Genomic DNA, 21,320 nt, shown 5'->3' with positions numbered 1-21,320 from the left:
GAGCAACTGTGAAGATCCTTAACTTGGCGGCGGCGGGAGTGGCCCTGCTGGCCCTCGCCGCGTGCGCCCCTTCCACCGCTCCGTCGGCGAGCGGCGGCGACGACAAGTCCGGGACGCTGCGGGTGTGGCTGTTCGACGAGCCCAACCGCGCGCCCAAGGAGAAGGTCGTGGGCGAGGCGATCAAGGAGTTCAGCGCCGCCAACGCGGGCGTGAAGGTGGAGGTCACCTATATCCCGACCACACCCGAGCGGCACGAGAAGTTCAAGGGCGCGTTCAACGATCCGGGGAGCGCCCCCGACGTGGCGGAGTACGGCAACACCGACCTCGCCGAGTACGCCGCCGCCGGCGGCTTCGCCGATCTGACCGCGGACCTGCAGGCCTGGCCGGAAGGAAAGGACGTCAGCGCCGACCTGCTGAAGTCCGCCACCGTCGACGGCAAGGTCTACGGCCTCCCGTGGTACATCGGCATCCGTGCCCTGTACTACCGCACCGACGTCTTCTCCGAGCTCGGCCTGAAGCCCCCGGCGACGATCAAGGATCTGACCTCGGCCGCCCGCGAGATCCACAAGAAGAAGCCCGACCTGTACGGCATCGCGGTCGGCGGCGAGTACACCTTCGGCGCGCTGCCCTTCGTCTGGGACGCCGGCGGCGACATCCAGAGCCTCAACAGCGCCGAGGCGCGCAAGGGCGTACAGGCCTACACCGACCTGCTCAGCGACGACATCTGCCCGCCGCAGGCCTGCGCGAGCCTCACCGGCGGCAAGACCGTCGACCTGTTCGCCGGCGGCAAGGCCGCCATGGGCATCCTCGGCAACTTCAGCCGGTCGGCGGTGGACGCCGGCGCGGCCGCGGGCAAGTACGGCGTCGTGCCGCTGCCCGGCGCCAAGCCCGGCTCGATCGCCCCGGCCTTCTCCGGCGGCAACAACCTCGGCGTCATGAAGAACGCCGCGCACAGGTCGCTGGCGGTGAAGTTCCTGGAGCTGCTGGGCGGCAAGGCGTACCAGATCAAGATGTACGAGGCGATGGGCAACCTGCCCACCCTCACCTCGGCGCGTGACGAACTGGCGGCCAAGGAGCCCTTCCTCAAGCCGTTCCTCGACACCGTCGGCGCCGGCACCCGCTTCGTGCCGATCGACCCCGCCTGGGTGAAGATCGACAACCAGAAGGTCATCCCGACCATGCTGCAGAAGATCGCCACCAAGCAGTCGACGGTGGAACAGGCCACCGACGAGGCCGCGGCCGCGGTGAAGGCGGCTTTCGGCGGGTCATGACGACGACCACGGCACCCCGGGCGCTGCGAGTGAGGGCGCCCGGGGCCTCCACACGAGGTCTGCGCCCCTGGCTGTACCTGCTGCCGGCCGCGGCCGTGCTCGTGCCGCTGCTCGGCTACCCGATCTACATGCTCGGGTTGCTGTCGGTCTTCGACTACCGCCAGGCCCAGGTCAGCGGCGGGCAGCCGACGCGCTTCATCGGCCTGGAGAACTACGCGAGGCTCGTCTCCGACGGGCGGTTCTGGCAGGTGCTCGGGCAGACCGTGCTGTTCGCCGCCGCGCTGGTGGTCGCCACGCTGGCGGTCGGCGCGGCCCTCGCCGTCGTCCTGGCCCGGGCCGGCCGGGTGCCCCGCCTGCTGCTGTCGCTGGCCGCCATGGCCGCCTGGGCGGCCCCGGCCGTCACCGGGTCGACCGTCTGGATGTTCCTGTTCGACGCCGATCTGGGCCTGGTCAACCAGGTGCTCGGCATCGAGGGATACAACTGGTTCTACGACAAGTGGATGGCGTTCGGGATCGTCGGGGCCACGGTGGTCTGGCACTCCTTCCCGTTCGTGATGGTGACGCTGTACGCGGGCATCCAGGCCATCCCGGGGTCGGTGCTGGAGGCGGCGGCGCTCGACGGGGCCGGCGCCTGGCAGACGTTCTGGAAGGTCATGGTGCCGATACTGCGGCCGCTGATCACGATCGTCGTCATCCAGTCGGTCATCTGGGACTTCAAGATCTTCACCCAGATCTACGTGATGACCAGCGGCGGCGGCATCGCGGGCCAGAACACCGTGCTCAACGTCTACGCCTACCAGACCGCCTTCGGCTCCTCGGAGTACGGCCTGGGCTCGGCCATCGGCGTGGTGATGACGCTGATCCTGCTCGTGGTCACCCTGTTCTACATCCGCGCCCTCTACCGCAGCGGAGAGAAGCTGTGAGCAGATCTCGCCTCGTGGCCAACGTCGTCGCCGTCGCGGCGGCGATCGTCACGCTCTTCCCGATCTACTGGATGGTCCTGTCGGCGCTGAAGCCGAAGGGCGAGATCCAGTCGCTGCACGTCCGCCCGTGGACGACGGCGCCGACGCTGGAGAACTTCCAGCGGGTGCTCGGCGGCGAGAACTTCGGCCGGTACTTCCTGAACAGCCTCGGCGTCGCCCTCACGGTCGTCGTGCTGTCGGGGGTGGTGGCCTTCCTCGCCGCCGTGGCGGTCACGCGGTTCCGGTTCCGCTTCCGCACCACCGTGCTGATCATGTTCCTGGTGGCGCAGATGGTGCCGGTGGAGGCGCTGACGATCCCGCTGTTCTTCCTGGTCCGCGACATCGGGGGGGCCGTCCCGGCCGTGGGGCTCAACACGCTGGGCTCCCTGGTCATGGTGCACCTGGCCTTCTCGCTGCCGTTCGGGATCTGGATGATGCGCGGGTTCGTGGCGGCGGTGCCGGAGGCCCTGGAGGAGGCCGCGACCATCGACGGCGCGAGCCGCTCGGTGGTCCTGTGGCGGATCCTGTTCCCCCTGGTCGCCCCCGGCCTGGTCGCGACCGGCATCTTCTCCTTCATCGCCGCCTGGAACGACTTCATCTTCGCCAAGACGTTCATCATCTCGGCCAAGGACCAGCAGACCCTGCCGGCGGCCCTGCTGGTGTTCTTCAAACCCGACGAGAACGACTGGGGCGGCATCATGGCCGCCTCGACCCTCATGACCGTGCCGGTCCTGATCTTCTTCGTGCTCGTCCAGCGCCGGCTGGTGGCAGGCCTCGGCGGCGCGGTCAAGGACTGACGCGCGAGGGGCGCGGCGGTGGTCTGAGGAGGAGGGAGATCGCGGCCCAGGTCACCGGTGCCGGGTCAGGGTCTCGGCCGCGATCTCGCGGATGACCTGGAGCAGGAGATCGATGTCGGTCTCGGTGGTGCGCCAGTTCACGATGGCGGGCCGCAGAGCGGTCATGCCCCGGTAGGTGGTGGTCCCGGCGTAGACCCGGCCGTCGGCGACCAGCCGTTCGCCGATCCACCTGTTCAGCTCGTCCAGCCGCTCCTCCGGCACGCCCGGCGGGCGGTAGCGGAAGCAGACCACGCACAGCCGTACCGGGGCCAGCAGTTCCAGGTCGGGCGCCTCCTCGACGGCCGCGCCGAGCCGCAGGGCCAGGTCGTGGTGGCGTTCGACCATCTCCCGGTAGCCCTGCCTGCCGTAGGCCCGCAAGGTGGCCCAGATGGGCAGGGCCCTGGCCCGCCGGGAGGACTCCGGGCCCAGGCAGTTGTAGTTGATGTGCTCGTCGTCCGCCGCGGGCAGGTACGGCGCGCCCCAGGCGCCGAACGCCCGGCCGAGCAGCGCGGGGTCCCGGACGAACGCGAAACCGCTCTCGTAGGGGACGTTCAGCCACTTGTGCCCGTCGGCGGTCACCGAATGCGCCCGCTCCACTCCCGCCACCAGGTGCGACAGGCGGGGCGAGGCGGCCGCGAACAGCCCGAACGCCCCGTCCACGTGCAGCCACGCGCCGTGCCGCTCGGCCAGCTCCGCCAGCTCGCCGATCGGGTCGAAGTCGCCGCTGTTCACCTCGCCCGCGTTGGCGACGATCACCGCCGGGCCGCCGATCTCGGCGAGGGCCCGGTCCATGGCCGCCACGTCGGCCCGCCCGGCGTCGTCCCGGGTCAGCACCCGTACGCTGTCACGGCCGCAGCCGAGCAACTGCAGCGCCTTGCGGCTGCTCGGGTGGATGTAGCCGCCGGCCAGCACGGGCATCCGCGGCAGCCCCGCCAGCCCGTCGGCGGTGACGTCGGCGCCGTGCCGCTCGCCCCACCACTGCCGGGCGCAGGCCAGGCCGGTCAGGTTGGCGAAGGTCGCGCTCGGGGTCAGCACGCCGCCGTACGACGCCGGCAGCCCGAACAGGTCCTTCAACCACCGCAGCACGACCGTTTCGGCCCGGCTCGCCAGCGGCGAGGTCAGCCACAGGCCCGACGCCTGGTCCAGCAGCGAGGTCACCCAGTCGCCCGCCTGGGCGGCCGGGGTCGACCCGCCGACGATGAAGTGGAAGAAGCGCGGTCCGGAGGAATGCGTCGCCGCTCCCGTTCCCACGCGCAGCAGCCGCTCGACGCTGTCCAGGGTGCCCTCACCCCGCTCGGAGAGCTCACCGTCGAGCAGGTCGAGCAGCCCGTCGGCCGCGTGATCGTGCACGGGCCGGGTGGCCAGCGAGTCGAGGTACGCCCGGGCGGCACCGGCCACCATCTCCAGCGCGTCGGCGGCCCGGTCACGTTCGTTCAGAGGATCGCTCATCCCTAAATAGAACATTTGGGATGCCCCTCCCGCCACCCCTCGGCCCGGTGTCAGTGGCAGGCGGTGAGGATCGTGTCGGCCACGGCCGCGAGGTGGCGGCCGTCCTCGGCCCTGCTGGTGAGGCGGCCGGTGAGGTAGGCGAAGACCAGGTCACGGTCGGGGTCGGCCCAGGCGATGCAGCAGTTGCTGCCGTTGTGGCCGAAGGCCCGGGGGCTGCTGAGGGCTCCCATGGGGCTGACCGCGCCCGGGAGGTGACGGGGGCCGCCGAGCTGGAAGCCCTGCGACCAGCGGATCGGCGCCCTGGCGTACCGGTCGAGCTCACCGTCGCTGGAGGGCGTGCGCGCGATGTCGACGGTCGAGGGGGACAGCACGCGGGAGCCGTCGAGCGAGCCGCCCCTCAGGAGCATCAGGTAGAAGGTGGCCATGTCGCGGGCGGTGGTGGAGAGCCCGGCGGCCGGGACGACGGCGCGGCGGGTGGCGGGGCGGTTCAGGAGACGGCCCGCACGAGCGTCCCGGCGGGCCCGGCGGCGCGCATCGGGACGTGGCGCGGCCACAGGTCGTCCGGGAGCCCCAGGTGAGTGTCGTGCACGCCGAGCGGGTCGAGGATCTCGAATCGCAGCAGCACCGATATCTGCATGTCGGTGACACGCTTGATGATCTCTCCCAGGATGAACCCGAAGATGACGAACTGGTAGGCGGGCACCGCCCCGGCCGGCCAGCGGGGGCGGGCGTCGCGGATGCGGCGTACCGATCGGGACCAGTCGGTCATGGCAAGGGTGTCGCCGAGGGCGCTCCCGGCGGTGGGCAGGCCCGTGCGGTGCTGCAGCACCTGCCGTACCGTGATGCGCTCCTTGCCGTTGCGGGCGAACTCCGGCCAGTACCGGGCGACGGGCGCGTCGAGGCTCAGGTGCCCCTGCTCGGCCAGAAGGTGCACGAGGACGGCCGTGTACGGCTTGCCCGCCGAGAAGGTCCAGAAGAGAGAGCGCGGGCCGCAGCCGAACGCCCGGTCGAGGACGACCTTCCCGGCCCGGAGGACGCACAGCTGTGCCGCCGCGCCCCGCCGTTCGACCAGGCGCAGGGCCTGGGCCAGGCCGCTCGCGTCGACGCCCACCTCGGCGGGGTCGCATTCCACCCACTGCCTCGGGCCGGTCATCGCGGTCTCCTCGTTCTCCGGGGACGGCTGTCATGGCGAGGAATCCTGCGTCAGGCGCTCGCAGTCGGCACCTTATCGCAGGATTCCTTGCGATAAGGTGCCCTCGTGGTCGAGACACGCGCCCGTCGCACCGGAGGGAGAAGCGCACGCGTCCGCGCGCAGGTGCTCGCGGCGACGATCGACGTGCTTCTCGAGCGTGGCGTCGACGGGCTCTCGGTGGCCGAGGTCGCGCGCCGGGCCGGCGTGCACGAGACGACCGTCTACCGCCGCTGGGACTCCCCGGCGACGCTGGCCGTCGAGGCCGTGGTCGGCGCGACCCAGGCGTCGATCGCGGCCCGCGACACGGGTGTGCTGCGCGACGATCTGCTGGCGCTGTTACGCGACATCGCCGGCTTCGTCCAGACGCCGCTGGGCAGGCTGCTGCTCCAGCTCGCCGCGCGGCAGGACCTGCCGGAGTACGAGGCCGTGCGCGCCTGCTTCCGCGCCGACCGCTTCGAGGCCGGCATGGAGGTGCTGGACCGTGCGGCACGACGGGGCGAGCTGCGGCCCGGGCTCGACCGCACGCTGACGATGGAGGCACTGATCGGCCCCCTCCACGTGCGGCTCCTCCTCACCGGCGGCCCCCTCGACGAGGACCTCGTCACCGCCACCGTCGACCTGCTGACGCACGGCATCACGGCCTAGGCAGGAGGTCCGCCCGTCCGGAACGCCGTTCCCGGGAGCGCGGGTGGCGGTCACGGCCGATGCGCTTCCGATCTTCGCATTACGCTGCCGGTGTGACGACCGAGCACGAATGCGACGATGCGCCACAACCTCGTCTGGCTCACCCGCATCGCCGTCGAGCGGGCGTCCGGGCGCGGGCTCCCGGCCACCGGCGGCTCCTGACCGCTCATCCGCCGGGTCGACCAGGTACGGCGGCCACCTGTCCACCGAGGACGCGGCCACCATCGGCCACGCCCTGACGTGCGGCGGGCCGGGCTCCTCCCCGGCCCGCCCCGGGAACCTACAGGCGCAGCCAGCGCTGCATGCGGTCGATCAGCTCCTCGGCGTCCACCGGCTTGGTGACGTAGTCGCTGGCCCCCGCGGTGAGGGTCTTCTCGCGGTCGCCGTGCATGGCCTTCGCGGTGACCGCGATGATCGGCAGACCGGCGAAGCGCGGCATCTCCCGGATCGCCGCGGTCGCGGCGTAGCCGTCCATCTCGGGCATCATGATGTCCATCAGCACGAGGTCGACGTCGTCGTTGCGCATCAGCACCTCGAGGCCCTTGCGGCCGTTCTCCGCGTAGAGCACCTGCATGCCGTGCAGCTCCAGGATGTTGGTCAGCGCGAAAACGTTGCGGACGTCGTCGTCGACGACCAGCACCTTGCGGCCGAGCAGGCCGCTGTCGACCTTCCCGACCTCGTCGCTCGTCTCCTCCGGCGGCGTCTGCACCAGCGGCAGCACGTCGTCCGGGCCCTGAGCCGAAAGGTGGAGCGTGATGCGCTCGCGCAGCTCGTCGAGGCTGGGCAGGCGCTCCAGCGGCTGGGTCCGCGAGCGGCCCTGCAGGAGGTTCTCCTGGGGACGGGTCAGCTTGCGGCTGTGGTGGGCGAGCACCGGCAGCGAGCGCAGCCCGGGGTCGTCGTCGAGGCGGCGCAGGAACTCGGCGGCGGCGTCCTGGGGCATCCCGAGGTCGAGCACGATGCAGTGGTAGCCGTGCCGGTGCAGCGCGGCCATGGCGGTGTCGGGGTCGCTCGCGGTGGTGACCCGCACCGGGCCGTGGGTCTCCGACAGGTCGGCCACCACGCTCTGCGCCAGCAGGGACAGCAGGCCGTTCGGCCGGGACTCCACCACCAGCAGGCGGCGCCCGTCTTCGGCCGTCAGGCCGTAGCGGTTGGTCAGCGCCGCCTCGGCCGCCTCGGCGGGCTCGTCGTAGGCCTCCTCGGGGGCGGGCTCCTGCGCCTCGGCGATCTGGCCCTGCTGGACGGTCTCCTCCGACATGGTGTTCATCGGCAGGTAGAGGCTGAACGTGCTGCCCTCGCCGAGTTTGCTGACCGCCCGGATCTCGCCGTCGAACAGCGTGGCGATCTCACGGCTGATCGACAGGCCGAGGCCGGTGCCGCCGTACTTGCGGCTGGTGGTGCCGTCGGCCTGCTGAAAGGCGTCGAAGATCTGCGAGAGGTTCTCCTGGGCGATCCCGATGCCGGTGTCGGAGACGTGGAAGGCGAGGACCTCCTGGGCGGGGCCGCTCGGCAGGTCCATCTCGGGGACGTGCTCGACGCGCAGCTCCACCGAGCCCGACTCGGTGAACTTCACGGCGTTGGACAGCAGGTTGCGCAGCACCTGGCGCAGCCGCTGCTCGTCCATGAGCAGCCGGGTCGGGACGTCGGGGTCGACCCGGACGTCGAACCGCAGGCCCTTCTCGGTGGTCATCGGCCGGAACGTCGCCTCGACGTAGTCGAGGAGCTGGCGGATGTGGAAGGGCTCCAGGCTCAGGCTCATCTTGCCGGCCTCGATCTTGGACAGGTCGAGGATGTCGTTGATGAGCTGGAGCAGGTCGGTGCCGGCCGAGTGGATGACGTTGGCGTACTCGACCTGCTTGGCGGTGAGGTTGCGCGCGGGGTTCTGGGCGAGCAACTGGGCCAGGATGAGCAGTGAGTTGAGCGGGGTGCGCAGCTCGTGGCTCATGTTGGCCAGGAACTCGCTCTTGTACTTGGAGGCGAGGGCGAGCTGCTGCGCGCGGTCCTCGAGCTCCTGGCGGGCCTGCTCGATCTCGATGTTCTTGGTCTCGATGTCGCGGTTCTGCTGGGCGAGCAGCTCGGCCTTCTCCTCGAGCTCGGCGTTGGAGCGCTGGAGCTCCTCCTGGCGGACCTGCAGCTCGGTGGCCAGGCGCTGCGACTCCTCGAGCAGGGAGTCGGTGCGGGCGTTGGCGACGATGGTGTTGACGTTGACGCCGATGGTCTCCACGAGCATCTCGAGGAAGTCGCGGTGCACCTGGGTGAACCTGGTGAGGCTCGCCAGCTCTATGACGCCGAGCACCTGGTCCTCGAAGATGATCGGCAGCAGGATGATGTTGACCGGGCCGGCCTGCCCGAGGCTGGAGGAAATGGTGAGGTAGCCGGCGGGGACGTCCTCGACCAGGATGGTGCGCTTGGCGAGCGCGGCCTGGCCGACCAGGGAGTCGCCGAGGGTGTACCGGCGGGTCAGGTCCTGGTGGCCGTAGCTGCCGACCCCCCCGAGCTCGGTGCCCCTGGCGGTCGCCTCGGCCAGCAGGAAGGTGCCGTGCTGGGCGGACACCAGCGGCGCCAGCTCGTTCATGACGAGGTCGGCGACGACGGCGAGGTCGCGGTGGCCCTGCATGAGCCCGGAGATGCGGGCGAGGTTGGTCTTGAGCCAGTCCTGCTCCTCGTTGGCCCGGGTGGTCTCCCTGAGCGACTTCACCATGGAGTTGATGTTGTCCTTGAGCTCGGCCACCTCGCCGGAGGCGTCGACGGTGATCGAGCGGGTGAGGTCGCCGGAGGTGACGGCGCTGGTCACCTCGGCGATGGCGCGCACCTGCCGGGTGAGGTTGCCCGCCAGCTCGTTGACGTTCTCGGTGAGCCGCTTCCAGGTGCCGGAGACGCCCTCGACCTCGGCCTGGCCGCCCAGCCGGCCCTCGCTGCCCACCTCGCGGGCGACGCGGGTGACCTCGGCGGCGAACGACGACAGCTGGTCGACCATCGTGTTGATGGTGGTCTTGAGCTCCAGGATCTCGCCGCGGGCGTCGACGTCGATCTTCTTGGTGAGGTCGCCCTGGGCGACCGCGGTGGTGACCTGGGCGATGTTGCGGACCTGGTTGGTCAGGTTGTTCGCCATCGAGTTGACGTTGTCGGTGAGGTCCTTCCAGGTGCCCGCGACGTTCGGCACGCGGGCCTGGCCGCCGAGCTGGCCCTCGGTGCCGACCTCGCGGGCGACGCGGGTGACCTCGTCGGCGAAGGCGCTCAGGGTGTCGACCATCGTGTTGATGGTCTGCGCGAGCGCCGCGACCTCGCCCTTGGCCTCGACGGTGATCTTCTGGGACAGGTCGCCCTTGGCGACCGCCGTGGCGACCTGGGCGATCGACCGCACCTGGCTGGTGAGGTTGGACGCCATGACGTTGACGTTGTCGGTGAGGTCCTTCCAGGTGCCGGACACGCCGCGGACGGTGGCCTGGCCGCCCAGGTTGCCCTCGGTGCCGACCTCGCGGGCCACGCGGGTGACCTCGTCGGCGAAGGCCGACAGCTGGTCGACCATCGTGTTGATGGTCTCCTTCAGCTCCAGGATCTCGCCGCGGGCGTCGACGCGGATCTTCTGCGACAGGTCGCCCTTGGCGACCGCGGTGGTGACCTCGGCGATGCTGCGGACCTGGGCGGTGAGGTTGTCGGCCATGACGTTCACCGACTCGGTGAGCGCCTTCCAGGTGCCCGAGACGCCCTTGACGTCGGCCTGGCCGCCCAGCCGCCCCTCGGTGCCGACCTCGCGGGCCACGCGGGTGACCTCGTCGGCGAACGACGACAGCTGGTCGACCATCGTGTTCAGGGTGTTCTTCAGCTCGAGGATCTCGCCGCGCGCCGAGACGGTGATCTTCTGCGACAGGTCGCCCCGCGCCACCGCCGTCGCGACCTGCGAGATGTTGCGGACCTGGTCGGTGAGGTTGCCGGCCATGTAGTTCACCGAGTCGGTCAGGTCGCGCCAGGTGCCGGCGACCTCGGTGACCTGTGCCTGGCCGCCGAGCCGGCCCTCGGTGCCGACCTCGCGGGCGACCCGGGTGACCTCGTCGGCGAAGGAGGAGAGCTGGTCGACCATCGTGTTGATGGTGTTCTTCAGCTCGAGGATCTCGCCGCGGGCGGAGACGGTGATCTTCTGCGACAGGTCGCCCTTGGCGACCGCGGTGGTGACCTGGGCGATGCTGCGGACCTGGTCGGTGAGGTTGCCCGCCATGGCGTTCACCGAGTCGGTGAGGTCCTTCCAGGTGCCGGAGACACCGGGCACTTCGGCCTGGCCGCCGAGCTGGCCCTCGGTGCCGACCTCGCGCGCCACGCGCGTCACCTCGGAGGTGAACAGCGACAGCTGGTCGACCATGCCGTTGAAGACGGTGGCGATCTCCTTGTAGAGACCGTCGCCGTCCTCGGGCAGGCGGGTGCCGAAGTCGCCGTCACGGACGGCGGTAAGACCTGCGAGCAGTTGCCGCAGGTCGACCTCCGGGCCGTCGGCGGCCCCCCGGGAAGACCTGCGCTTGGCGGTGCTCACGCTCTCCACAATGTCCACCCTTGAGGTCGGACCAACAGCTGGCCAAGCCATCGTATAGACCCGGGGCACTGCCCGCGTGACCGCGAAGGGAACAGGCGCCGCCGTGGCGTGCCGTTCTCCCGGAACCGGGTCAGCCCTTGGTGGCGCCTCCGGTCAGGCCCTTGACGAACTGGCTCTGCAGCGCCAGGTAGAAGACCAGGATGGGCAGGGTCGCCAGGAACATCAGCGCGAACACGCCGCCGAGGTCGGAGGAGTACTGGCCGAGCGAGCGGTAGATCCCCGTCATGATCGTGGTGCCGCGGCCGGGGCCGAACAGGACGAGCGGGTCGATGAAGTCGTTCCAGATCCACACGCCGAGGAAGATCAGCACGCTCGCGCTGGCCGGCCGCAGCAGCGGGAAGACGACCCGCCAGAAGATCGACCAGCGGCTCGCGCCGTCGATGGCGGCGGCCTCCTCGATCTCGACGGGGACGCCCTTCATGAACCCGCTGAAGACGAACACGCCGAACGGGATGTAGTAGCCGATGTTGAACAGCACCAGACCCGGCAGCGTCGACAGCAGCCCCAGCCCCTTGAGCACCTCGGTAACCGGGATGAGGATCACCTGCGGCGGGATCATCAGCCCGCACAGCAGCAGCACCATGATGCCGCGCGACCACCAGGCGGCGCTCCGCGCGAGGTAGTGCCCGAGCATCGCCGACAGCAGGGTCAGGATGACGATGGACAGGGCCGTGACCACGACGCTCGTCCACAGGCTCGGCCAGAAGAGGCTGTCGGGGTTGGTCAGCACGTTGCGCAGGTTGTCCAGGGTCGGGGGGATCGGCGGTGAGATGGCGTCGCCCGCGACCTCGCCGCTGGGCCGGAAGACGTTGACCAGGGCGACGTACAGGGGGAAGAAGAACACGGCGCTGATCGCCAGCGCGGCGAGCGGCCGCAGCCAGGGGACGGTGGGGCGGGTCAAAGCTGGACCTCCCGGCGCTGGAGCACCTTGAGCGCGACGACGGCCAGGGTGGCGATGACGACGAGCATCACGACCGCCTCGGCGGAGGCGTAACCGGTGTGGTTCTCGACGAAGCCCTCCTGCAGGATGACGAACGCGACCGTGGCCGTCGTCCCGGTGCCCGGCCCGCCGTTGGTGATCACCTTCACGTGGTCGAAGATCTTGAAGGCCGAGATCAGCAGCATCACCGTGTTGATGGTGAGCGCCGGCGCGAGCATCGGCCAGGTGACGCTCCAGAACCTGCGCGCCGGCCCCGCGCCGTCGATGGCGGCGGCCTCGGCCAGGTCCTGCGGGACGCCCTGCAGGCCGGCCAGGTAGACCACCACGCAGAACCCCAGCATCTGCCAGCAGACGATCGACGAGAGCGAGTAGAGCGCGATCTGCGGATCCGAGAGCCAGCCGGGCGGGTCGGAGACACCGGCGGCGCGCAGCACGTGGTTCACCGGGCCGTCGTCGGCCAGGATGCGGGTCCAGACGACGCTGATCACGACCGAGCTGATCACCATCGGCGTGAAGAAGACGCCGCGCAGCGCGTTGTAGAGCCAGCCGCGCCGGTCCAGCAGCACCGCGATGGCGACGCCGAGGACGTTCGGCACGATCACCACGATCAACGTGAGGATCGTGGTGACCTTCAGCGACTCCAGGAAGGTCTCGTCCTTCAGCAGCAGCCCGTAGTTGCGCAGGCCCACGAACCGGGGGTCCGGGCGCAGCAGGCTCTGGTTCGTGAGGCTGTACCAGAAGCTCATGATGATGGGCAGCAGCACGAAGCAGAGGTAGATGAGGGTTCCCGGGCCGGCGAAGGTCAGGAAGTGGCCGAGCCTCGGCCCGGTGGCCCTCCCGGCCCGCCGCCGGCCCGGCCTCGGGGCGGCGTGCCGTCTGTCCGGTGGTGCGGTGACGTCCGCGACCATGGGGCGAACTCCTCGTCTGGTAGGTCCTGCGGAGGGACGCGGCCGGCGCCGGGACTCAGCCCGACTTCTCCCATTCGGTGTCGAGGAAGGACAGCACCTGGTCGGCCGTCTTCTTGCCCGACACGATGTCCTGCGCGGACGACCAGAACTTGCCCTGCATGCCGGGGAGCAGGGCGGCGTCGCCCGCCTCCCAGCTGAAGGCCGGGACGGTCGCGTTCTCCCGGACGGCCTTCTGCCACAGGTCGTAGGTGGCGGTGAAGACCGGGCCCATGCCGGCGGGCGGGGTGTAGCCCTTGACGGCGGGGAAGAGGGCGTCGGCCTTCACCGAGGCGTCCAGGTTGTCCTTGTCGAGCTGGAAGGCCAGCGCGAACTTCTTGGCCGCCGCCATGTCCTTGGCCTCGGCGCTGACCGACAGGCCGCCGCCGGTGAACGTGGGCAGGTGCAGGGCGCCGTCGTCGCTGGGCCAGGGGAAGACCCCGATGTCCTGCTTGATGCCGGACTTGTCGGCGCCGGCGGCGAACCAGCTGCCCATCGGGTACATCGCGCCCTTGCCCGCGAGGAACGCCGCCTGGGTGGCGGGGTAGTCCTGGGAGAGCTGCCGCTTGTCGATGTATCCCTGGGCCACGAGGCCGGCGTACTTCCGGGCGGCCGCGGCGAAGTCGGGGTCGGTGAACTTGACGGTCCCGGCGCGCCGCCTGGCCATCCAGTCGGGCGTCTTGGCGTACAGGTCGCCGGCGAGGATGCCGGTCCAGGCCTGGGAGGCGACGAACGCGCCGTCGGCGGCGCCGCCGATCACGAACGGCGCGATGCCGCCGGCCTTGAGCTTGGCGGCGTCGTCCAGCAGTTCCCGGTAGGTCGTGGGCGGCCGGCCGATGCCGGCCTTGGCGAACAGCTTCTTGTTGTAGTAGACGTTCGGGATCGTCTGGGTGTTGGTCGGCAGCTGCACCACCTTGCCGTTGACGGCGCCGCAGGCCGGGCAGAGGAAGTCCTTGAGCTCCTCGGGGCTCCAGGTGGCCAGGTGCGGGCCGAGGCCGAGCAGGTCCTGCATGCCGACCTGCACGTCGGGGAGCTGCCCGGAGGCGGCGAGCTGCTTGGCGTAGTCGTTGCGGTCGGCGGCCGACGGCGCGGGCACCAGTTCGACGTCCAGGTCCGGGTTCTTGTCGGTGACCCGCTTGACCTGTTCGGCCCAGTACGACTGGGGCAGGTTCGGTGTCGGGAAGACGAGGAACGTCACCTTCTTCTGGCCGCCGGACGCGCCGGAGGACGATGACGACCTTCCATCGGAGGTGTCGCTCGAACAGGCGCTCAGCCCGGCGAGGACGGCGAGTGCCGCGGCACCGAACGCGAGGCTTCTTCTCACTGTGCCCACCCTTCTCGACCGGCCGGTGACACCGGACTCTCCACGGTCGATTCATCCGACCTCGAGGGGGGCCGGGCCCGTGTCTCGCCGGTCGGTAAAGAGTCTTGCCAGAAAGTGGTAGGACCACTTCACATGCTGCGGGCGCGCCCGGTCAAGATGGTTAAGGACTTTTCCCAACCCCCGATATCGAAGTGTGACGTGATACGCGGATGGCTGGGCAAGGGCCAGTCATCCGACCTTTGCGGAGAAATATGGGCACACGAAAACGGCGACCGGACGGCGCGGGGCCGTACGGTCGCCGGATGTCCGCTCGGCGGCGGGGGCGCGGGTCAGCCGTAGAGCTCGTCGATCTCCTTGGCGAAGTCGCGGAGCACCATGCCGCGCTTGACCTTCATGGACGGCGTGAGGTGCTTGCTCTCCTCGGTCCAGTCGGTGGGCAGGATGACGAACTTCTTCACCTGCTCGGCCTTGGAGACCAGGGTGTTGGCCTCGTCGACCGCGGACTGGACGGCGGCGACGATCGCCGGGTCGGTGCGCAGCTCTTCCAGCGAGGCGCCGGACCTGCCGTTGGCGGTCTTCCACTGTTCGAGCGCGTCGGCGTCGAGCGTGACCAGGGCGGCGACGAAGGGCCGGTTGTCGCCGATCACCAGGGCCTGGCTGACCAGCGGGTTGGCCCGGATGCGGTCCTCCAGGGGGCCCGGCGCGACGTTCTTGCCGGCGGCGGTGACGATGAGCTCCTTCTTGCGGCCGGTGATGCGCAGGTAGCCGTCCTTGTCGAGCTCGCCGACGTCGCCGGTGTGGAACCAGCCCTCGGCGTCGATGGCCTCGGCGGTGGCCTTCTCGTTGTTCCAGTAGCCCGCGAAGATGTGCCGGCCCTTGACGAGGATCTCGCCGTCGTCGGCGATCCGGAGCGAGACGCCGGGGAAGGGCTTTCCGACCGTGCCGATCTTGTTGGCGCCCGGGATGTTGACCGTCGAGGGGGCGGAGGTCTCGGTCAGGCCCCAGCCCTCGAAGACCTCGATGCCCGCTCCCTTGAAGAACAGCCCGAGCCGCTCGCCGAGGGCGGAGCCGCCGGACACCGCCGCGTTCAGCCGGCCGCCGGTCGCGGCGCGCAGCTTGCCGTACACCAGCTTGTCGAACAGCCCGCGCCTGAGGTTGGTCGCGAGCCCCGCGCCGCCGCTGCCCTCCTCGCGGCTCCACTCGACCGCGACCTCGACCGCCCGCTTGAAGATCTTGGCCTTGAGCCCGCCTCCGGCGAGGGCCTTCTGCTCGGCGGCGTTGTAGACCTTCTCGAACACCCGGGGCACGCCGAGCAGGAAGGTCGGCTTGAACGCCTGCAGGTCGGGCGCGATGTTCTTCATGTTGGGGGTGTGGGCGAGCACCGTGCCGGTCTCGATCAGGACGATCTGGATGATCCGCGCGAAGCTGTGCGCCAGCGGCAGGAACAGCAGCGCGGCGCGCCCCTCGACCTCGAACAGCGCCTCCAGCGGCCCGTTGGCGACGTTGCGCGCGGTGAACAGCAGGTTGTCGTGGGTGAGGCGGCAGCCCTTGGGGCGTCCGGTGGTGCCGGAGGTGTAGATGATCGTGGCCAGGTCGTGGCCGCCCCGGTCGAGGCGGCGCTCCTTGAGGGTCTCCTCGGGGATGTCGGCGCCGGCCGCCGAGAGCTCGCCGAGCGCGCCGGAGTCGACGCACCAGACCTTCGGCTTGGCGTCGGCCTCGGCGAGGGCCCGCGCCACCGTCTCCTCGTGTGCCGCGCTCTCGACGATCACGCCCTTGACGCCGCTGTCGCTGAGGATCCACTCGACCTGGTCGGCGGAGGAGGTCTCGTAGATCGGCACGCCCACGCCGCCGGCCGCCCAGATGGCGTAGTCGAGGACCGTCCACTCGTACCGGGTGCGCGACATGAGGGCGACGCGGTCGCCCGGCTCGATCCCCGCCTCGATCAGGCCCTTGGCCGTCGCGGCGACCTGGTCACGGAACTGCGCCGCCGTGACGTCGGTCCAGACCTCGCCGATCTTCCGGCTGATCATCACGGCGTCGGGCTCCTGCTCGCCGCGGGTGAAAACGGTGTCGGCACAGTTGGCGGATGCCGGCACGTCAACCAGCACGGGAACGCTGTACTCGCGCACGGTCACTCCTCTGGGCGCACGCATCATGGCGGTTTTCGGTCGGGGCAGCCTGGACGCTACCGCGTCAAGTTACGCATGGGTAGACACGTCACCGACCCTTTATCAAGGGCAAATCCACGCTATCAGTGTCAAGTGGCGGGGCGCCGTCGCTCGGAGGTGACGCCGCGCGTGTCGTCCCTGCTTACCCAAGCGCTAGGTCGGGTTGCCGGCCGGTACTACGATGTCCGTCATGCGGGTCCATGTCGTCAGCGACGTCCACGGGCGCGCGGACGCCCTCTCCCGGGCCGGGGAGGGCGCCGACGCGCTCGTCTGCCTCGGCGATCTGATCCTTTTCGTCGACTACGCCGACCACTCCCAGGGCATCTTCGCCGAGCTGTTCGGCGCCGAGCGGGCCTCGGAGTTCATCCGGCTGCGCACCGCCGGCCGCTTCGACGAGGCCCGCACCATGTCGGCCGCCCTGTGGGCGAGCCTGGGCGGCGACCCCCGTGAGCACATCGAGCGCACCGTACGCGACCAGTACCGCCGCATCTTCGCGGCCATGCCCACCCCTGCCTACCTCACCTACGGCAACGTCGACCTGCCCGCGCTGTGGGGCGACTACGTCAGGGACGGCCACCACGTCCTCGACGGCCAGATCGCCGAGATCGGCGGCCTGACGTTCGGGTTCGTCGGCGGCGGCCTGCGCACCCGCTACCGCACGCCCAACGAGATCGACGACGAGGAGTTCGCCCGCAAGGTCGAGGCGGTCGGCGCCGTCGACGTGCTCTGCTGCCACATCCCGCCGGCCGTCCCCGAGCTGCTGTACGACGTGGTGGCGCGGCGGTTCGAAAGGGGCAGCGAGGCCACGCTGGAGGCGATCAGGAAGACCCAGCCGAGGTACGCGCTGTTCGGCCACGTGCACCAGCCGCTGGCGGCCCGCACCCGCATCGGCCGCACCGAATGCCTCAACGTCGGCCACTTCCGCGGCCGGGGCCGCCCCTTCGCGCTCGATCTGTGAACAGGCGCACCGCCGAGATCGGCCCCTGGGGCGTTCGCGACGGCATGGTGAACGAGTACGGTAAGCCCATGGCTGATCGCACCACGTCCAGCATCACGATCGGCGCCGATCCGGCGGCCATCACGGAGGTCATCGCCGACTTCGCCGCCTACCCCGAGTGGGCCGACCAGGTGAAGGCCGCCGAGGTCCTCACCGTGGGCGACGACGGCCGTCCGGCCACCGTCCGGTTCGTCCTCGACGCCGGGGTGATCAGGGACGAGTACGTCCTCGGCTACCGCTGGCAGGGCGACGAGGAGGTCGACTGGCAGGTGGTCCAGCCCGGCAAGATGCTGTCGGCGCTCACCGGCAGCTACCGGCTGGTCCCCGGGACCGGCGGCACCGAGGTGACCTACGAGCTGGCCGTCGACCTCAAGGTGCCGATGATCGGCATGATCAAGCGCAAGGCCGAGAAGGTCATCGTCGACACCGCGCTCAAGGGGCTCAAGAAGCGAGTCGAGGGCCGATGAGCGAGGCGGCCCCGAGGATCCTGCTGTTCACCGGCAAAGGGGGCGTGGGCAAGACGACCGTCGCCGCCGCGACGGCCACCCTCGCCGCCCGCCGGGGCCGCAAGACGCTCGTGGTCTCCACCGACACCGCCCACTCCCTGGCCGACGCCCTCGGCGTGCCCGGCTCGCGGGAGCCCTCCGAGGTGGCCCCCGGGCTGCACCTCCAGCAGGTCGACACCCAGCGCGCCCTCGAACGCCACTGGGGCGACCTGCAGCGGTACGCCAGGGGGGTGCTGGCCGAGCTCGGGCTCGACGACGTGACCTCCGAGGAGCTCACGGTGCTGCCGGGCGCCGAGGAGGTCATCGCGCTGCTGGAGCTGCGCGAGCAGGCGCGCACCGGCCGGTGGGACGTCGTGGTCGTCGACTGCGCCCCGACCGCCGAGACGCTGCGCCTGCTCGCCCTGCCCGAGGCCCTCGACTGGCACGTCAACCGCCTGCTGCCCGCCGGGCGCCGGCTGATCCGGGCGATCGGGCCCGTGGTGCGGCACGTCGCCCGCATCAGCGTGCCCGACGACGCGGTCGTCAGCGCGGGGGAGCGGCTGCACACCGGCCTGATGGGCGTGCGCGACCTTCTGACCGGCGACGACGCCTCGGTGCGGCTGGTGCTGACCCCCGAGGCCGTCGTGGTCGCCGAGGCCCGCCGCACCTTCACCTCCCTCAGCCTGTACGGCTACCGCGTCGACGCCGTCGTGGCCAACCGCGTCTTCCCTTCCGAGGGCTGCGACGAATGGCGGCGCGGCTGGGTGGAGGCCCAGGCCAGGCACCTCGGCGCGGTGCAGGAGTCGTTCGCGCCGCTGCCCGTCCACACCGTGCCCTACCTGCCCGCCGAGCCCATCGGGCCGGAGGCGCTCGCCGCGCTCGGCGAGGAGCTGTACGACGGCGCCGACCCCTTCGCCCCGCCGTCCGGAGAGCCGCCGCTGACCGTCCGCTCCGAGGGCGGCGTGCAGGAGCTCAGCCTCGCCCTGCCCCTGGCCGACCGGAGCGAGGTCGACCTGGGCCGCAAGGGCGACGACCTCATCGTCACCGCCGGGTCCTACCGCCGCGTCATCACGCTACCGGCCGGGCTCGCCCGCCGATCCGTTCGCGACGCGGCGCTCCGCGACGGCCGCCTCCGGGTACGGTTCGAGGCAGGAGGGGCGTGATGACCGAGATGAGTGACAACAGCGGCGTGTCCGAGAACGGGCGCGCGAGCGACCGCGAAGAGTGGTTCAGGCGGCGTGACGCCGAGCGGCGTGCCGAGAGTGAGCGGTCCGACCGGCGCGACGACGAGCGCGCGTCCGGCGGCGGGCCGTCCCGGGAGCCCGGCGAGGGGCACGACCCGCTCGGGGCGATGGCGCAGGAGGCCCGCAAGCTGTTCGACAGCCTGCAGGAGCGGGTGGGCCGCGAGCTGGGCAAAGGCGTCGTCAAGGGCGGCGTGAGCGGCCTCGGCCACGGGCTGGGACAGGTCTTCGGCGGCGGCGACCGCGCGGCCGGAGACGTGTGGAGTGAGGCGGTGGCCGGGCATGACGATGATGAGTACATTTGTCGTGCTTGCCCCGTATGCCGGTTGAAGGCGGCACGGCGTGAGGCCGGCGGCGACGTCACCGACCACCTGATCGCGGCCGGCGGGGAGCTCCTCGCCGCGTTCCGCCAGGCCGTCGACGCCGTGTCCAGGCCCGCCGCGCCGAGGCGCCCCGGCGACACGGACACCCGAGTACACCACATCGACCTGGGCTGAGGGCCCGGCGGCTGCTCGGGGAGAAGGGATGAGAAATGGCGCTGACGATCGGCGTTGACATCGGCGGTACGAAGATCGCCGCCGGGGTCGTCGACGAGGACGGCCGCATCGTGGAGAACCTTTTGCGGCCCACTCCCGCCCAGCACCCCGACAAGGTGGCGGACGCGATCGCCGAGGCCGTCCTCGAACTGGCCGGCCGCCACGACGTCGAGGCCGTCGGGCTGGGCGCCGCGGGGTTCGTCGACGAGACCCGCTCGATCGTCCGCTTCGCCCCGAACCTCGCCTGGCGCGAGGAGCCGCTGCAGAAGAAGGTCGCCGAGCGGGTCGGCCTGCCCGTCGTGGTCGAGAACGACGCCAACGCCATGGCCTGGGGCGAATACCGCTTCGGCGCCGGGCGCGGCGAGAGCCACCTGGTGTGCATCACGGTCGGCACCGGCATCGGCGGCGGCATGGTGTTCGGCGGAGCCCTGTACCGCGGCCGCTGGGGCATGGGCGCCGAGATGGGCCACATGCAGGCCGTCCCCGAGGGGCGCCTGTGCGGCTGCGGCAACCTCGGGTGCTGGGAGCAGTACGCCAGCGGCAACGCCCTGGTCCACGAGGCCCGCCTGATCGCCGAACAGGACCCCGGCCGCGGCGCCCGCATCCTGGAGCTGGCGGGCGGCTCCGTCGCCGGCGTCGAGGGCGAGCACGTCACCAAGGCCGCCCGCGAGGGCGACGAGGCCGCGCTGGCCGCCTTCGCCTCCATGGCCGCGTGGATCGGGCAGGGGCTCGCCGACCTGGCCGCGGTGCTCGACCCGGGCTGCTTCGTGCTGGGCGGCGGCGTGTCCCGTGCCGCCGACCTGTGGATCGACCGGGCCCGCGACGCCTTCGACCGCTCGCTCACCGGCCGCGCCCACCGTCCGCACGCCGAGATCCGCCTGGCCGAGCTCGGCCCCTCGGCGGGGCTGGTCGGCGCGGCCGACCTCGCCCGGCAGCCCTGACCGGCGGGCGGAAGCTCCCCGGCGACCCATGATGATCCGCGTCGGCACCTACAACGTGCGCTCGATGTACGACGACAACGCCGCGCTGGCGCGGGTCATCAGGGCCATGGCGCCCGACGTGCTGTGCGTCCAGGAGGCGCCGCGGCTGCTCGGCTGGCGGCGCAAACGCGCCGAGCTCGCGGCCGGGGCCGGGCTCCGCCTGATCAGCGGGCGGCGCTGGGGCGGCGTCGCGGTGCTCGCCGCCCCCGACGTGCGCCTGGTCCACGCCGAGGGCCACCTGCTGCGGTACTTCAGCGGGCTCGAACGGCGCGGCGTGGCGATCGCGGTGGTCGAGTGCCGCGGGGTGCGGATGACCGTCGCCTCCGTGCACCTCGACCTGGTGCCCGCCGCCCGGCTCGCCCACGCCGTGGAGATCATGAACCTGGTGGAGAAGGTGGCCCGGCGCTTCGGCACCCCCATCGTGGTGGCCGGCGACGTCAACGAGCAGGCGGGCGGGGAGGCCTGGGACCACTTCGCCCGGCGCCTGTCCGACTGCTACCGCCTCGCGCCGCGCGGGAGCGGCCTCACCTTCACCTCCCGAAGGCCGGACCGGCGCCTGGACGTCATCTTCGCCTCGCCGGGCCTCGGGGTCCGGTCGTGCGGCGGCGTGGACGCCGCCGCCGACGACCTGCGGGCGGCCACCGACCACCTGCCCGTCGTGGCCGAGCTCCTCGCGAGCTGAGCGGTGCCCGGCCGTCAGGTGACCGTTCGGTCAACAGTGGGGGACCT

16 protein-coding genes and 1 pseudogene are annotated in these 21,320 nt (G+C 71.1%); 10 read left to right on the top strand and 7 right to left on the bottom strand.

The genetic code is table 11. From position 1 onward, the window contains the following. Window positions 1-8: 8 nt before the first annotated feature. Genes KIK05_RS27400 through KIK05_RS27390 form a run of 3 tightly spaced genes read left to right on the top strand, consistent with a single transcriptional unit; the run spans window position 9 to window position 3,030 of the window. Complete coding sequence (locus tag KIK05_RS27400; RefSeq protein ID WP_214413725.1) at window positions 9-1,271, top strand: extracellular solute-binding protein; 1,263 nt, start codon at window positions 9-11, stop codon at window positions 1,269-1,271. Continuing rightward, window positions 1,268-2,194, top strand: coding sequence for a carbohydrate ABC transporter permease (locus KIK05_RS27395; RefSeq protein WP_214413724.1), 927 nt, complete (start codon window positions 1,268-1,270; stop codon window positions 2,192-2,194). The genes KIK05_RS27400 and KIK05_RS27395 overlap by 4 nt, the downstream gene beginning before the upstream one ends. Further along, the gene (locus tag KIK05_RS27390; RefSeq protein WP_308250141.1) at window positions 2,191-3,030 is read left to right on the top strand and encodes a carbohydrate ABC transporter permease; all 840 of its coding nucleotides are present in this window, start codon (window positions 2,191-2,193) and stop codon (window positions 3,028-3,030) included. The genes KIK05_RS27395 and KIK05_RS27390 overlap by 4 nt, the downstream gene beginning before the upstream one ends. Before the next feature lie 51 nt (window positions 3,031-3,081). Here KIK05_RS27390 and KIK05_RS27385 read toward each other — a convergent pair whose 3' ends face one another. Next, window positions 3,082-4,518 carry a pyridoxal phosphate-dependent decarboxylase family protein gene (locus KIK05_RS27385; protein WP_214413723.1) on the bottom strand — a complete coding sequence of 479 codons (1,437 nt, stop codon included), beginning with the start codon at window positions 4,516-4,518 and terminating at the stop codon, window positions 3,082-3,084. Between the two features lie 50 nt (window positions 4,519-4,568). After that, window positions 4,569-5,671: pseudogene (locus KIK05_RS47230) on the bottom strand (serine hydrolase domain-containing protein). 105 nt (window positions 5,672-5,776) lie between these two features. On the opposite strand from KIK05_RS47230, the gene KIK05_RS49050 reads away from it, so the two are divergent. Then, window positions 5,777-6,355, top strand: a complete 579-nt coding sequence (locus tag KIK05_RS49050; RefSeq protein WP_214413721.1) for a TetR/AcrR family transcriptional regulator — start codon at window positions 5,777-5,779, stop codon at window positions 6,353-6,355. A 319-nt stretch (window positions 6,356-6,674) separates the two neighbouring features. On the opposite strand, the gene KIK05_RS27365 is transcribed toward KIK05_RS49050, so the two are convergent. The 5 genes from KIK05_RS27365 to KIK05_RS27345 all read right to left on the bottom strand — a co-directional run bounded on the left by KIK05_RS27365 (window position 6,675) and on the right by KIK05_RS27345 (window position 16,313). Continuing rightward, entirely contained in the window at window positions 6,675-10,916 is a 4,242-nt protein-coding gene (locus KIK05_RS27365; protein WP_308250140.1) for a HAMP domain-containing hybrid sensor histidine kinase/response regulator, read from the bottom strand. A 130-nt stretch (window positions 10,917-11,046) separates the two neighbouring features. Beyond that, window positions 11,047-11,877 carry a carbohydrate ABC transporter permease gene (locus KIK05_RS27360; protein ID WP_214413719.1) on the bottom strand — a complete coding sequence of 277 codons (831 nt, stop codon included), beginning with the start codon at window positions 11,875-11,877 and terminating at the stop codon, window positions 11,047-11,049. Further along, window positions 11,874-12,824 (bottom strand): carbohydrate ABC transporter permease, encoded by a 951-nt coding sequence (locus KIK05_RS27355; RefSeq protein WP_214413718.1) that lies wholly within the window; start codon window positions 12,822-12,824, stop codon window positions 11,874-11,876. The genes KIK05_RS27360 and KIK05_RS27355 overlap by 4 nt, the downstream gene beginning before the upstream one ends. A gap of 55 nt (window positions 12,825-12,879) precedes the next feature. Next, window positions 12,880-14,184, bottom strand: a complete 1,305-nt coding sequence (locus KIK05_RS27350; protein ID WP_214413717.1) for an ABC transporter substrate-binding protein — start codon at window positions 14,182-14,184, stop codon at window positions 12,880-12,882. 329 nt (window positions 14,185-14,513) lie between these two features. After that, complete coding sequence (locus KIK05_RS27345; protein ID WP_214413716.1) at window positions 14,514-16,313, bottom strand: AMP-dependent synthetase/ligase; 1,800 nt, start codon at window positions 16,311-16,313, stop codon at window positions 14,514-14,516. Between the two features lie 229 nt (window positions 16,314-16,542). Between KIK05_RS27345 and KIK05_RS27340 the strand changes: the two genes are divergently transcribed. The 6 genes from KIK05_RS27340 (at window position 16,543) to KIK05_RS27315 (ending at window position 21,273) form a co-directional block, all read left to right on the top strand. Then, window positions 16,543-17,310: a metallophosphoesterase family protein gene (locus KIK05_RS27340; protein WP_214413715.1), complete on the top strand. Its 768-nt coding sequence runs from the start codon at window positions 16,543-16,545 to the stop codon at window positions 17,308-17,310. Between the two features lie 68 nt (window positions 17,311-17,378). After that, window positions 17,379-17,816: an SRPBCC family protein gene (locus tag KIK05_RS27335; RefSeq protein WP_214413714.1), complete on the top strand. Its 438-nt coding sequence runs from the start codon at window positions 17,379-17,381 to the stop codon at window positions 17,814-17,816. Beyond that, complete coding sequence (locus tag KIK05_RS27330) at window positions 17,813-18,997, top strand: ArsA family ATPase (protein ID WP_214413713.1); 1,185 nt, start codon at window positions 17,813-17,815, stop codon at window positions 18,995-18,997. The genes KIK05_RS27335 and KIK05_RS27330 overlap by 4 nt, the downstream gene beginning before the upstream one ends. Further along, window positions 18,997-19,572: a DUF5304 domain-containing protein gene (locus tag KIK05_RS27325; protein ID WP_214413712.1), complete on the top strand. Its 576-nt coding sequence runs from the start codon at window positions 18,997-18,999 to the stop codon at window positions 19,570-19,572. The genes KIK05_RS27330 and KIK05_RS27325 overlap by 1 nt, the downstream gene beginning before the upstream one ends. 35 nt (window positions 19,573-19,607) lie before the next feature. Beyond that, window positions 19,608-20,552: an ROK family glucokinase gene (locus tag KIK05_RS27320; protein WP_214413711.1), complete on the top strand. Its 945-nt coding sequence runs from the start codon at window positions 19,608-19,610 to the stop codon at window positions 20,550-20,552. Between the two features lie 28 nt (window positions 20,553-20,580). Continuing rightward, window positions 20,581-21,273: an endonuclease/exonuclease/phosphatase family protein gene (locus KIK05_RS27315; RefSeq protein WP_214413710.1), complete on the top strand. Its 693-nt coding sequence runs from the start codon at window positions 20,581-20,583 to the stop codon at window positions 21,271-21,273. Window positions 21,274-21,320 lie beyond the last annotated feature (47 nt).

Origin of the sequence: Sphaerisporangium fuscum, from assembly GCF_018531465.1 — a bacterium.
In the GTDB taxonomy this organism is placed as follows: Bacteria; Actinomycetota; Actinomycetes; order Streptosporangiales; family Streptosporangiaceae; genus Sphaerisporangium; species Sphaerisporangium fuscum.
The sequence above is the reverse complement of the archived record's forward strand: the minus strand, read 5'-3'. Positions and strand labels throughout refer to the sequence as shown.

Bases quoted from the DNA above. Each gene is read 5' to 3' on its own strand.
- KIK05_RS27395 (WP_214413724.1), top strand. From the start codon at position 1,268: ATGACGACGACCACGGCACCCCGGGCGCTGCGAGTGAGGGCGCCCGGG.
- KIK05_RS27385 (WP_214413723.1), bottom strand. From the start codon at position 4,518: ATGAGCGATCCTCTGAACGAACGTGACCGGGCCGCCGACGCGCTGGAG.
- KIK05_RS27355 (WP_214413718.1), bottom strand. From the start codon at position 12,824: ATGGTCGCGGACGTCACCGCACCACCGGACAGACGGCACGCCGCCCCG.
- KIK05_RS27340 (WP_214413715.1), top strand. From the start codon at position 16,543: ATGCGGGTCCATGTCGTCAGCGACGTCCACGGGCGCGCGGACGCCCTC.
- KIK05_RS27335 (WP_214413714.1), top strand. From the start codon at position 17,379: ATGGCTGATCGCACCACGTCCAGCATCACGATCGGCGCCGATCCGGCG.
- KIK05_RS27330 (WP_214413713.1), top strand. From the start codon at position 17,813: ATGAGCGAGGCGGCCCCGAGGATCCTGCTGTTCACCGGCAAAGGGGGC.
- KIK05_RS27325 (WP_214413712.1), top strand. From the start codon at position 18,997: ATGACCGAGATGAGTGACAACAGCGGCGTGTCCGAGAACGGGCGCGCG.
- KIK05_RS27320 (WP_214413711.1), top strand. From the start codon at position 19,608: ATGGCGCTGACGATCGGCGTTGACATCGGCGGTACGAAGATCGCCGCC.
- KIK05_RS27315 (WP_214413710.1), top strand. From the start codon at position 20,581: ATGATGATCCGCGTCGGCACCTACAACGTGCGCTCGATGTACGACGAC.